The 12,539-nt window shown below is 71.0% G+C and carries 10 protein-coding genes; 3 read left to right on the top strand and 7 right to left on the bottom strand.

Translation table 11 applies throughout. The annotated features are described in order from the left end of the window. Positions 1 to 48: 48 nt before the first annotated feature. The 4 genes from ligA to ACIBLA_RS30760 all read right to left on the bottom strand — a co-directional run bounded on the left by ligA (position 49) and on the right by ACIBLA_RS30760 (position 4,689). Positions 49 to 2,283, bottom strand: a complete 2,235-nt coding sequence (ligA, locus tag ACIBLA_RS30775; protein ID WP_363246402.1) for an NAD-dependent DNA ligase LigA — start codon at positions 2,281 to 2,283, stop codon at positions 49 to 51. Positions 2,284 to 2,353: 70 nt separating this feature from the next. Next, positions 2,354 to 3,355: a methionine synthase gene (locus tag ACIBLA_RS30770; RefSeq protein WP_399200519.1), complete on the bottom strand. Its 1,002-nt coding sequence runs from the start codon at positions 3,353 to 3,355 to the stop codon at positions 2,354 to 2,356. Beyond that, positions 3,352 to 4,041 (bottom strand): SDR family oxidoreductase, encoded by a 690-nt coding sequence (locus tag ACIBLA_RS30765; RefSeq protein ID WP_363246404.1) that lies wholly within the window; start codon positions 4,039 to 4,041, stop codon positions 3,352 to 3,354. Before ACIBLA_RS30765 ends, ACIBLA_RS30770 begins: the two co-directional genes overlap by 4 nt. Before the next feature lie 108 nt (positions 4,042 to 4,149). Next, entirely contained in the window at positions 4,150 to 4,689 is a 540-nt protein-coding gene (locus ACIBLA_RS30760) for a TIGR00730 family Rossman fold protein (protein WP_363246405.1), read from the bottom strand. A gap of 127 nt (positions 4,690 to 4,816) precedes the next feature. Between ACIBLA_RS30760 and ACIBLA_RS30755 the strand changes: the two genes are divergently transcribed. Together ACIBLA_RS30755 and ACIBLA_RS30750 are read left to right on the top strand one after the other, a co-directional pair. Then, on the top strand, positions 4,817 to 5,146 hold the full coding sequence (locus tag ACIBLA_RS30755) for a DUF427 domain-containing protein (RefSeq protein WP_363246406.1): 330 nt from the start codon (positions 4,817 to 4,819) through the stop codon (positions 5,144 to 5,146). 100 nt (positions 5,147 to 5,246) lie between these two features. After that, positions 5,247 to 6,032, top strand: coding sequence for an alpha/beta fold hydrolase (locus tag ACIBLA_RS30750; protein ID WP_399200548.1), 786 nt, complete (start codon positions 5,247 to 5,249; stop codon positions 6,030 to 6,032). A 120-nt stretch (positions 6,033 to 6,152) separates the two neighbouring features. On the opposite strand, the gene ACIBLA_RS30745 is transcribed toward ACIBLA_RS30750, so the two are convergent. The 3 genes from ACIBLA_RS30745 to mnmA all read right to left on the bottom strand — a co-directional run bounded on the left by ACIBLA_RS30745 (position 6,153) and on the right by mnmA (position 11,111). Next, positions 6,153 to 7,076: an acetamidase/formamidase family protein gene (locus tag ACIBLA_RS30745; RefSeq protein ID WP_399200518.1), complete on the bottom strand. Its 924-nt coding sequence runs from the start codon at positions 7,074 to 7,076 to the stop codon at positions 6,153 to 6,155. A gap of 120 nt (positions 7,077 to 7,196) precedes the next feature. Beyond that, on the bottom strand, positions 7,197 to 9,752 hold the full coding sequence (locus ACIBLA_RS30740; RefSeq protein WP_399200517.1) for a beta-galactosidase: 2,556 nt from the start codon (positions 9,750 to 9,752) through the stop codon (positions 7,197 to 7,199). A gap of 228 nt (positions 9,753 to 9,980) precedes the next feature. After that, the gene (mnmA, locus tag ACIBLA_RS30735; protein ID WP_363246410.1) at positions 9,981 to 11,111 is read right to left on the bottom strand and encodes a tRNA 2-thiouridine(34) synthase MnmA; all 1,131 of its coding nucleotides are present in this window, start codon (positions 11,109 to 11,111) and stop codon (positions 9,981 to 9,983) included. A 60-nt stretch (positions 11,112 to 11,171) separates the two neighbouring features. On the opposite strand from mnmA, the gene ACIBLA_RS30730 reads away from it, so the two are divergent. Then, positions 11,172 to 11,951 carry an N-acetylmuramoyl-L-alanine amidase gene (locus ACIBLA_RS30730; RefSeq protein ID WP_363246411.1) on the top strand — a complete coding sequence of 260 codons (780 nt, stop codon included), beginning with the start codon at positions 11,172 to 11,174 and terminating at the stop codon, positions 11,949 to 11,951. The last annotated feature ends 588 nt before the right edge of the window (positions 11,952 to 12,539 follow it).

The following is a 12,539-nucleotide window of genomic DNA, read 5'->3' as shown; positions in this document are numbered from 1 at the left end:
TCGTTGTGCCCGTTCGGTCACTTCTCGCCGCTGCGCGCAGACGCTTCGTCAGCCGTTTTCGGGGTGGTCCCTGGCCGGTTCCCCCGCCCCCTCCTCGTCCGTCTCCGGCGCCTGTACGGCGGCTTCTCGCGCCGCCTCGGGGCCTTCGGCGAGCAGCACGGCGAACCCCGCCTCGTCGAGCACCGGCACCTTCAGCTGCATCGCCTTGTCGAACTTGGAGCCGGGGTTGTCACCGACGACCACGAAGGCGGTCTTCTTCGACACGGCGCCGGTCACCTTCGCTCCGAGCGTCTGGAGCGCCTCTTTCGCGCCATCCCTGGTGTGATTTTCGAGCGTGCCCGTGACGACGACGGTGAGGCCCGCGAGCGGGCGCGGCCCCTGGTCCTCGTCGGCGCCCTCGTCCTCCATGCGGACCCCGGCCTCGCGCCACTTGCGCAGGATCTCGCGGTGCCAGTCCACCTCGAACCACTGCTTGAGCGAGGCGGCGATGGTCGGACCGACGCCCTCGACCGCCGCCAGCTCCTCTTCCGTGGCCTGCTCGATACGGTCGATGGACCGGAACTCACGGGCCAGCGCGACGGATGCGACCGGTCCCACGTGCCGGATGGACAGCCCCGCGATGATGCGGGCCAGGGGACGCTGCCTGGCCGCCGCGATGTGCTCCAGCATCGCCAGCGCGTTCTTCTTCGGCTCGCCCTCCTGGTTGGCGAAGACGGTGACGACCTTCTCCTCGCCGGTCTCCGGGTCGCGCTTGGGCAGGCCGGAGTCCATGTCGAGCACATACGCCTTGATGGGCAGCAACTGGTCCACGGTGAGGCCGAAGAGATCGCCCTCGTCGAGCAGCGGGGGCGTCGACGGCTCAAGCGGCTTCGTCAGCGCGGCGGCGGCCACATAGCCGAAGTTCTCGATGTCCAGGCACTTACGGCCGCCGAGATAGAACAGCCGCTCGCGCAACTGGGCCGGGCAGGAACGCCCGTTGGGGCAGCGGAGGTCGATGTCGCCCTCCTTCATGGCCCGCAGTCCGGTGCCGCACTCGGGGCAGACCGCCGGCATCTCGAACTCGCGCTCGCTGCCGTCCCGCAGGTCGGCGACCGGGCCGAGAATCTCCGGGATGACGTCGCCCGCCTTGCGCAGCACGACGGTGTCACCGATGAGGACGCCCTTGGCCTTCACCACCTCCTGATTGTGGAGTGTGGCGAACTCGACCTCGGAGCCCGCCACATGGACCGGCTCGACCACCGCATACGGAGTGACCCGCCCGGTGCGTCCGACGCCGACCCGGATGTCGACCAGCTTGGTGTTGACCTCCTCCGGCGCGTACTTCCAGGCGATCGCCCAGCGCGGGGCACGCGAGGTCGAACCGAGCCTCCCCTGGAGGGCGATCTCGTCCAGCTTCACCACGACGCCGTCGATCTCGTGCGCCACCGAGTGGCGGTTCTCGCCGAAGTAGCCGATGAACTCCCTGACACCGGCGAGGTCTTCGACGACCTTGTTGTGCTGGGCCGTCGGCAGGCCCCACTCCTCCAGCAGTTCATAGGCGTGCGAGAGGCGGTCGATGTCGAAGCCCGCCCGCGCGCCGATGCCGTGCACCACCATGTGCAGCGGACGCGATGCCGTGATCTTGGGGTCCTTCTGGCGCAGCGAACCCGCTGCCGCGTTGCGCGGGTTGGCGAACGGTTTGTCACCGGCCCCCACCAGCCGGGCGTTCAGCTCCTGGAAGCCCTCCATGGGGAAGAAGACCTCGCCGCGGATCTCGACCAGCTCCGGGATCCGGTCGCCGCTCAGCCGGTGCGGGATCTCCGCGATCGTACGGACGTTGGGCGTGATGTCCTCGCCGGTGCGGCCGTCCCCGCGGGTCGCGGCGCGCGTCAGTCTGCCCTGTTCGTACGTCAGATTGACCGCGAGGCCGTCCACCTTCAGCTCGCACAGGAGGTGGTAGCCGGGAGCGCCCACGTCCCTGGCGACGCGCTCCGCCCAGGCGGCCAGCTCCTCTTCGTCGAACGCGTTGTCCAGGGAGAGCATGCGCTCGCGGTGCTCGACCGCGGTGAACTCCGTCTCGTACGCTCCCGCGACCTTCTGGGTCGGCGAGTCGGGCGTACGCAGTTGCGCGTACTGCTCCTCCAGCACCTCCAGGGCGCGCAGCAGCTTGTCGAACTCGCCGTCGCTGACGACCGGCTGGTCCTTCACGTAATACCGGAAGCGGTGCTCCTCGACCTGCTCGGCGAGGTGCGCGTGCCGCTCGCGCGCTTCCGCGGGTACTGCCGTCTGCTCTTCGCCGGCCACCGTTTCGTCCTCCCGTTTCACCACGTCATCGCGAGCAACCGCGATCAGCGGGACCCATGTCCCGCCAATGTCACTCAGGGTTGTCTGCGAGAGATCGCGCCGCCCTGACACAGTGCGCCATCGCGGCACGGGCATATGCGGGCGAAGCGCCCGCGAGCCCGCACGCCGGAGTGATCACCACGGACTCCGCGAGAGTCCCCGGATCCAGCCCCAGCCTGCGCCACAGCGTTCTGATACCCATGACGCTACCCCCCGGGTCTGACAACGCGGCGTCCGTGCCCGGCACCACCCCGGCGAAGAGTCCCACCCCGCCCTCCACCGCCTCACCGATCGAGTCGTCGTCACGCTCGGTGAGCAGCGAGAAGTCGAAGGACACGGCCCCCGCCTCCGCACGGCGCAGCAGCGCGAAGGGCACGTCCGGGGCGCAGGAGTGCACGACGGCGGGTCCGTCGTTCGCCCGTATCACCTGGCGCAGCGCGTCCTCGACGACCTGCCGGTCCACCGCCCGGTGGGTGCGGTATCCGCTGGCCGTCCTGATCCGCCCGCGCAGTACGGCGGTGAGGGACGGCTCGTCGAGCTGGAGCACCGGCCGGGCGCCGGGCACTCTGCGCCGTACGTCCGCGAGGTGCGCCGTCACTCCCTCCACCAGGGATCCGGTCAGGTCGCGGCAGGCTCCGGGGTCGCTGAGCGCCGACTCGCCGTTGCGCAGTTCCAGGGCCGCGGCGAGCGTCCAGGGGCCGGTCACCTGGACCTTGAGCGGGCCCTCGTACCCTTGCGTGAACTCTTCGAGCGCGTCCAGGTCCTCGCCCAGCCAGGACCAGGCCCGCCTGGTGTCGCGGCCGGGGCGGTCGCCGATCCGCCAGCCGCTGGGCTCCACGCGGGCGAAGACCTCGACGAGCAGGCCGGCGGTCCGGCCGATCATGTCGGCGCCGGGGCCGCGGGCGGGCAGTTCGGCGAGGTACGGGAAGTCCTCGAAGGTGCCGCCGACGCTTTTGGCCGTCTCGCGGGCGTCGGTGCCCGGCATGGACCCGACGCCGGTGGCGGCGCCGTACCCCGTCTCGTTCTCGGTCATCGTCCCGGCCGCACCGTCAGGTCGTTGATCTCCGCGTCGCGCGGCAGGTCCAGGGCGGTGAGGATCGTGGTGGCGACCGACTCCGGGTCGATCCAGCGGGCGGCGTCGTACTCCTTGCCCTCCTGCCCGTGCACCTTGACCTGCATGGGCGTGGCCGTACGGCCCGGATAGACCGAGGCGACGCGCAGGCCGTTCGGACGCTCCTCCAGACGGAGGGCGTCGGCGAGCGCCTTCAGGCCGTGCTTGGAGGCGGCGTACGCGCCCCACTGGGCGTGGGCGGTCAGACCGGCGCCCGAGTTGACGAAGACCACCTGGCCCCGCGCGGCGCGCAGTTGGGGCAGGAGGAGGCGGGTCAGCTCCGCGGGCGCGACGAGATTCACGTTCAGCTGGCTGGTCCACGCCTTGGGAGTCAGCTCGCCGACGGGGCCGAGGTCGACGATGCCCGCGATGTGCAGGAGCGAGTCCAGCCGGTCGGGGAGCGCCTGGTGGGACAGCGCCCAGGAGAGCCGGTCGGGGGTCGCGAGGTCGCCGACGAGCGTACGGGCGCCGGGGTGGGCCGCGGCGAGTTCCTTGGCGCGGCCCGCGTCGCGGGCGAAGAGCAGCAGGTCGTCGCCGCGCTCGTGCAGCCGGCGCGCGACGGCGGCGCCGATGCCGGAGCCCGCGCCGGTGATCAGATGGGTAGCCATGGAGTCATGTTCGCATCACCCCATGGCACGGCCCTACGAGTCCCGGCGCGGTCGCGTTCATGGCCCCGGCGCGGTCGTTCGCGAAGCCCGCGCGGTCGCGTCGCCGGGTCAGCGCACCCCGGCGGACTCCTCCAGATACGCGAGGGCGGCCACCGCGTCCTCCGCGAAGAAGACCAGGTCGGTCAGGGGCAGCGGGAGGAAGCCCTCCCTGTCCATGCGGCTGAACTGCTCCTTGAGGCCGTCGTAGAAGCCCGCCGTGTTGAGCAGCACCACGGGCTTGTCGTGCAGGCCGTGCTTCTTCAGTTCGAGGATCTCGGTCGCCTCGTCCAGCGTGCCCGTACCGCCGACCATGATCACGACGGCCTCCGACTTGGCGAGCAGCAGCGCCTTGCGCTCGGCGAGGTCCTTGGCGATCACCATCTCGTGGGCCCGCTCCCGCACGGAGGCGCCCAGGAAACCGACGGACACCCCCACGAGACGCCCGCCCGCCTCCTCCACTCCGTCGGCGACCACTTTCATCAGCCCGACGTCCGAACCGCCCCAGACGAGCGTGTGACCGCCCTTGCCGAGGAGTTCGGCGAACTCACGGGCGGGGCGGGTGTAGCGCTCGTCCAGCTCGGCGGCGGAGAGGAAGACACAGATATTCATGGCTCCACGGTATCCGGGTGACCTCTTTGGGAAGAGGGCGTGGCCGACCGTTGCTGAAGGGGAGAAGGGACCGGCGGGAGAGACCGCACAAGAAGCGGTACCGAGTTCATCGAAGGAGCGGATCGTCATGGCCAAGGGCCACACCATCACCGTCGAGCAGGGCACGGATCATGTACGGGTCGTGCGCGACGGCCAGGTCGTCGCGGACAGCCGCCGGCCGTTGCTGCTGCACGAGACGGGGCTGCCCGTCCGTTACTACCTGCCGCCGCAGGACGTACGTACCGAGCTGCTGAGCCCGTCCGACACCACGACCCACTGCCCGTTCAAGGGCGACGCCTCGTACTGGTCGCTGCCCGACGCACCCGACCTGGTCTGGGCCTATCCCGAGCCGAAGGACGAAGTCGCCGAGATCAAGGACCACTTCTGCTTCTACGAGACAGAGGTCGTCGCGAGCTGAGCGGCGGGGTCACGGCGGCGCCCCGAAAAAAGTTCCGCGAAATTCCGCTCACCGGCGATGAGTTCCGGTGAGCCCGCCGGTCCATACGCGTATGGACCAAGTGGGCAAGGCGAAGTCGGGTGACGGCACCGTCATCGCGTACCGGCGGACGGGCGGCGACGGGCCTCCGGTGATCATGGTGGGAGGGGCGTTCAGCACGGCGGAGGCGGAAGCACCGCTGGCGGCGCTCCTCGCGCCGCGCTTCAGTGTGATCACCTACGACCGGCGGGGGCGCGGCGGCAGCGGCGACACGGCGCCGTACGCGGTGGAGCGCGAGGTGGAGGACATCGCCGCCCTCCTTACGGAGGTGGGCGGCAGCGCCTCCCTGTACGGCATGTCCTCCGGCGCCGCCCTGGCGCTGGAGGCTGCCGCCACGGGGCTGCCGATCACCCAACTCGCGGTGTACGAGCCTCCGTACGACGCCGGTCGCGCCGACGCCATGGAGAACGCGGCGTACACGGCGCGGCTGGACGCTCTGCTGGCGCGGGGACTGCGGGACGAGGCCGTGGAGCTGTTCCTGTCGGTGGTCGGTGTGGCGCCCGACGTGGTGGCGGGGATGCGCCGGGCGACGATCTGGCAGGGCATGACCGCGCTGGCGCACACCCTGGCGTACGACAACGCCGTGATGGGCCCCGGACCGGTGCCGACGGAACGGCTCGCGCGGATCACGGCGCGGGTGATGGTCGTGGACGGCGGCGCGAGTCCGTCGCCGATGCGGGTGGCGGCGCGGGCGGTGGCCGAAGCGCTGCCGCGTGGGCGGCACCGCACACTGACGGGTCAGATGCACGAGGTGGCGCCGCATGTACTGGCGCCGGTCCTCGAAGAGTATTTCGCCGCGGCGGCGTGAGGGCGGTGAGACCAGTGACCACGGTGACAGCGGTGACAGGCGCAACAGCGGTAACGCCTGTGGCGGCGTCCGGCGGCTTGCTCGCCGCCCACGCGCGTTGCCGGCACGGGCGCGTGGGGTTCAGCGGATCGCGTCGTCCGGCAGCAGCGCGTGAACTCCCCACGCCTGGTTCGCCACCTGCGTCACCCGCAGATCGACCGTCGTACTCGCCAGAGCCAGCGCCGTCGCCCGCTTCACCCCGTACAGCGACGTCATCCACGTCAGCATCGCGTCGAGAGCCTGCGCCGACGCCTCGTTGAGGTCCGCGTCGAAGCCGAAGGTGATCCGGCCCGCCGGGGTCACCGCGTGCGGCGTGGCCAGCGGCGGGGACGCCTGGAGGCCGACGGTGAGGCGGGTCGTCATGCCGCACTCGACCGCCGTGCCCGACACCTCGCCGTCGCCCTGCGCGGCGTGGCCGTCACCGACGCTGAGCAGCGCGTCCGGCACGGTGACGGGGAGGAACAGGGTGGATCCGGCGACCAGTTCGCGGCAGTCGATGTTGCCGCCGCCGAGGGTGCGGGGCGGCGTCGTGGAGTGCTCGCCCGGTTCGTCCGGGGGTGTGCCGATCACGCCGAGGAAGGGCGCGAGGGAGACGGTGTGGCCGTACTGGTCGGTCCCGGTGCCCTTGTCCGCGTCGAGGTCCCACAGCAGCCACTCGGAGTCCTCGTCGGTCATGCCCAGCCGGCGGGTGAGCGGGGTGTCGGACGTCGCGGCGGCGGTGAAGCCCCAGTCGTCGGGACGCAGGGACTCCAGCGACACGGAGAGCGCCATGCCCGGCTCGGCGCCGCGCACGGCGATCGGCCCCGCCAGGCAGTGGCCGCGCCGCTCGTCGAACATGCGCGGCACGTCCTCGTCCGCCGTACGGCGCCGCTCCAGATGGCCCGAGCAGTCGAGCGTGTGGACGGTGAGGGTGTCGCCCGGATCGACGGTCAGCACGGGAGGCAGTTCGCGCGAGAAGACGTCGCTGACCGTGCCGGGCACGGAGTCCAGGAAGTGCTCGGCCACGGTGAGGTTCCTTCGGTCGGTGTCCGCCCCGCGGGCGGGACCACGGGCCGGTGACAGCCTCCCACAGAAGGCGACCGCGCGGTCCGGGGCAGGTGTACGGGGCCCGGACCGCGCGGTGCGTCAGCCGCGGCGCACGGTGAACTCGGCGCGGCGTACGCGCAGTACGGTCCGGCCGCCCTCGGTGGAGATACGGGCGCCCTCGCACCGCGCGGGGCCCTCCACAGCGACCACCGACTCCCCCGGTTCCGCGCCGGGAGCACCGGACGCGCCGAGCGCGCGGAACGTCACGCGGCCGTCGGCGGCGCCGGTGAGCTCCGCCGTCGCGTACGCGATGCGCAGACCTCCCGCGGTCAGCCCGAGGGGCAGGATCGCCGCCGTACGACCGGGCAGGTGCAGCTTCTCGCCGCCGAAGAGGGGCTTGCCGTTCTCCGTGACGGTGAAGTCCTGGTCGTAGCCCGCGGAGACGTTGAAGGCGTGCAGCAGCCGTCCGCGCTCGCCGTCCGCCGTCGTCAGCAGAAAGACTCCTGGGTCGGTCGCGCTGTGCCGGAGGGCGGGGGCTGCGTCCAGGGTGCGGAAGGCGCGCTCCCAGAAGGTCAGGTCGCACTGGTAGTCCGTGGTGATCACGACGGCTCGTCCCCGCCCGAGCGGGATGTCGAAGCCGCACCCCTTGCCGGTGGACAGTTCGCGCAGCACCGTCGTCCCGCGGGAGGGCTCGCACAACTGGGTGCGTGACAGCCGTACTTCGGGGAGCGGCGCCGCCCAGCCGTGGGCGGTGACGGACAGCCAGAAACGGTTCGCGTCGGTGAGCGTGGAGCCGGCCTTGAGGCCCAGGGCGTCCGCGAGGACGGTGCAGGCCTTGTCGGCCATGTCCTTGACCGGCAGCCTGCCGGACAGCAGCAGCTTTCCGCCCGCCTCGGCGTAGCGGACCAGGCGCCGCTGGAGTTCGGCCCCCAGATGCTCGCCGGTGGCCAGAGCGAGCACGGGTACGTCCTTCGGGTCGAGATCGCCCGCTTGGAGGTTCACGCTCCGGTAGCGGAAGCCGCCGAGCAGCATCGCGCGGGCGAGGGAGCCGCGTGGGCCCGCGCCGCGCGTGTTCACCGTTTCGTCCAGCACCCGCTGAACGGATTCGAGCTTCGGCGGGCGGTACTCGGTCAGATAGTGATCGGGTACGAAACCGAGTGCCACGTCGTCGTAGGTCGTGCGCATCGGCGCGAGGATGTCGGCGATACCGCCCATCGCACGCACCGTCTGCCGCGTCGGCTCGTAGCTGACCCCCGGCCGGCCCTCCGGGTCGACGGGTGCGGCGAAACCGTGCCGCTCGCCCGTGATGCCGATCCGGTCGTTGCCGTCGCCGGTCGGCTTGTCGAGTTTGGGATTGAATCCGCCCGCGAACAGGTAGTAGTTGAGCATTTTCGCGCCCTGCGCGATACAGAGCCGGGTCTTGAGATCCACGCCCGACGGGCTGGTCTGTTGATCCATGTTCTGCCCGTAGTCGGCGTGCCCGGCGTCGAACTCCAGCGCCGTGACCGGCTGGTCCTTGTCGTTGATCGCGTCCATGAAGGCGTTGATGAGATACAGGTCGGTGACATTGCGCAGGGTCAGATCGCCGAGGTAGAAGTCCGCCCCGGAGATCGTCCCCTCGATGCCCCCGTAGGTCTCCATCAGTTGGCTGATCCCGATGGGGAACGGCTCGGCGCGGCTGTCCGAGGTGCCGTGGATGTTGATCACGAACGGGACGCCGGAGACCCCGTACTCCTCGGCGGCCGACCGCAGTTCGGCGACGTACCGCGCGAAGCGGCCCCGCATGAAGCGGCCCAGGTCGTGCATCAGGGCCGCGCCGTAGGCGTCCTTCGGATTGCGGATCGCCTTGCGCCGCCCGGCGAGGTCCTCGCCCGCGAAGGGGTAGCGGGCGGCGAGCCCGTCGCCGTACTCCGCGCGCAGCCAGCCGTCGAAGTCGGACGTCAAGTGGTCGGTGAGGTCGGGCGAGTTGCTGACCCAGGCCAGCATGCCGATCTCGTTGTCGAGCTGTACGGAGATGACGGGGCCTCCGCCGCTGTGCAGCCGCTCCGCGAGTACCGGCATGACCGCCGCGTACCAGTGGCGCATCTCGTTCACGAAGGCGGGCGCGAGGTAGTCGACGGTGGGCGTGGTGGCGGGAGCGTCGTTCCAGCCGGTGGAGACGATCTCGGGGTGGTCCTCGCGCACCCGCTCGGGGACGCCCTCGCCCTTCAACTCGGCCATGGTGAAGGGGCCGGGGCGGGCGATGAAGAAGAAGCCGTTGCGGTGACAGAGGTCGATGAAGGCGCCGAGGTCGCGCTCGGGGCGGGTACGACCGGTGACGTCGATCGTGCCGTCCGGCAACTCGTGCCACATCCAAGGGATGTACGTGGCGATGGTGTTGAGCCCGGCGGCCTTCGCCTTGTCGAGCCTGGACTGCCAGTCCGCCTTCTTCAGCCTGAAGTAGTGGATCTCTCCGGCGAGTACGAGCACGGGCTTGCCGCCGACGAGGATCTGCTTGTCCCGGTACGAGACGGAGTCGGCCGGGGTGGTGTCACCGGGCGGGGCCGGGGCGGCGGGGGCGGCCTGGGCCTCCTGGAAGGACAGGCCCGCGGTGGCGAGCGTACCGAGGGCGGCTCCGCCCAGGACGGTGCGGCGGCGTGGGGGGACAGGCGTCATGGCGTCGTACTTCCTCGCGGGAGAGAGCAGAACGGGGGCGGCTCGACGGAGCGTTCGGCAGCATGTATGCGCTGCCTGTATGCGCATACATGCACCCTGAGGCAGGCCCTCGGAAGCCACAAGAGTCCATTTGATTACGCTTGTGTAACGGGCGTGAAGAGATGAAGTGGCCGCGTGCACCAGCTCGATCGGCCGGTGCGCGCGGCCACTTGGGCACCGAGCGAGCGGTCAGCCGGTCAGGGCGCCCGTGCGTCGCTCCGTCGTCGCGATCGTGGCCGAGCCGACCACGCGCGTGCCGTCGTACAGCACGATCGCCTGGCCCGGTGCCACGCCCCGTACGGGCTCCGCGAAGCCGACGTGCAGGGTGCCGTCGATCAGTTCGGCCGTGACCGGTGTCTCGTCGCCGTGGGCGCGCAGCTGGGCCGTGTAGGCGCCGGGGCCGGCCGGGGCCGTGCCGCCGCACCAGCGGGGCCTGATGGCCGTCAGGGCGGTGACGTCGAGTGCGGCCACGGGGCCGACCGTCACCCTGTTGTCGACGGGCGAGATGTCCAGCACGTAGCGCGGCTTGCCGTCCGGCGCCGGGTGGCCGATGCGCAGGCCCTTGCGCTGGCCGATGGTGAACCCGTGCGCGCCGTCGTGGGTACCGACCTTGGTCCCCGACTCGTCGACGATGTCCCCCTCGGCCTTGCCGAGACGCGCGGCGAGGAAGCCCTGCGTGTCACCGTCCGCGATGAAGCAGATGTCATGGCTGTCGGGCTTCTTCGCGACGGCGAGGTCGCGGCGCCCGGCCTCCGCGCGGATCTCGTCCTTCGTGGTGAGGGTGTCCCCGAGCGGGAACATGGCGTGCGCGAGCTGGCGCTCGTCGAGCACGCCGAGGACATACGACTGATCCTTGGCCATGTCGCTGGCGCGGTGCAGCTCGCGGGTCCCGTCGGGGCCGGTGACGACCGTCGCGTAGTGGCCGGTGCAGACGGCGTCGAAGCCCAGCGCGACGGCCTTGTCGAGCAGCGCGGCGAACTTGATCTTCTCGTTGCAGCGCAGGCACGGGTTCGGGGTGCGCCCTGCCTCGTACTCGGCGACGAAGTCCTCGACGACATCCTCACGGAAGCGCTCGGCGAGGTCCCATACGTAGAAGGGGATGCCGATGACGTCGGCGGCCCGCCGCGCGTCGCGCGAGTCCTCGATGGTGCAGCAGCCCCGCGCGCCCGTACGGAACGACTGCGGGTTCGCCGAGAGCGCGAGGTGGACGCCGGTGACGTCGTGTCCGGCCTCGACGGCGCGGGCGGCGGCGACGGCGGAGTCCACGCCACCGGACATGGCGGCGAGCACACGGAGGGGGCGCTTGGGTGTCTGAGTCATAGCAACACAAGCGTAAGGGTGCCGGGGAACCAGAGTCGCGCGAGTATCCGTTGTCGGTGCATGGGCAAGAGAAGGCGGGGCGCTGTGGGCGGCGGCGTGAGCGGTGACACTTCGGGTGCGGGCGGCGGAGACGGTACGGGCGGTGCGGGCAGCACGGACGGGGGCGGGGGCGGGACGACGATCGGGCGGCGCACCCTTCTGATCGGCGGCGCCGCCGCGGTGGTGGGCGGCGGGGCGCTTGCCGTCCTGGCCGGCCAGGACCAGGCGACGCGGCTCTGGTACCGCGTGCCGGGGGTGGAGAAGCCGCGCAGGCCGGGTGAGCTGGATCACGCGGGCGCCGAGTGGGTGGCGGCTTCCTCGGCGAACTGGCGCCGGGCGGACCGGCCCGACGACTACACCGTGGACAGGGTGATCATCCATGTCGTGCAGGGGAGCTACCGGACGGCCCTGAAGGTCTTCAAGGACCCGGCGCACCAGGCGGCCACGCACTACGTGGTGCGCAAGGACGGCCATGTCGCGCAGATGATCCGTGAGCTGGACGTGGCGTACCAGGCGGGGAACCGCTCGTACAACGAACGCGGCGTCGGCATCGAGCACGAGGGGTACGTGGACCGGCCGGAGGACTTCACGGACGAGATGTACGAGTCGTCGGCACGGCTGACGGCGGGGATCTGTGAGCGGTACGCGATACCGGTCGACCGGACGCACATCATCGGCCATGTGGAGGTGCCGGGGACGGACCACACGGATCCGGGGCCGCACTGGGACTGGGACCGGTACATGAAGCTGGTGCGGGCGGCGCGGGCGGAGCTGGGGACCGAGCAGGCGACGGCGGGCTGAGCCGGGGCGCTGACCGGGCTTGGTCGTTGCGGGTTGGTTGGCCGGGGGCGGGGTGGCGGGTCCTCCGGGGTGCTGTCTGGGCGGGGTTGCTGTTGTCGGCTGACGGGCGGGGTTCGGGGTCTCCGGAGGGGTATGTCCGGACGGCGTGATTTACGGCGCGTGCAGGGTTCGTTGGATCCGATGAGGCCTTCTTGTTCACGCGCCACAAATCAGCCTGAGTGTCCGGACACACCCCTCCTGCGCCCCCGCCCCCCTCAGGCCGGTGGGGGATCCGTACCAGCACCCCGTCGCTCCGGTCCGCGCGGGCTGAAGGGGGACGCGCAGGGGTCGTGGTCGGACACTCAGGCTGATGTGTGGCGCGTGAGAAGCCCGGCTCCCCCGAGACCACCGAGCGTTGCACGCGCCGTAAATCATGCCGTCCGGGCATGACCCCGGAGCGGCACCCGGCAACCACCGCAACCACCCAGCCCGTCCGGCCGGACAGGGTCTAGCTCCAATGCCGGTGATTTTAGGTTGTTGCTGGTCGGGTGGTGATCGTTGCTGGGGCTGGTGGTGGCCAGTTGCGGTGTTCGGCTCGTTTGAGGGGCC

The organism is Streptomyces sp. NPDC050433 (assembly GCF_044458565.1).
Classification (GTDB): Bacteria; Actinomycetota; Actinomycetes; order Streptomycetales; family Streptomycetaceae; genus Streptomyces.
The sequence above is the reverse complement of the archived record's forward strand: the minus strand, read 5'-3'. Positions and strand labels throughout refer to the sequence as shown.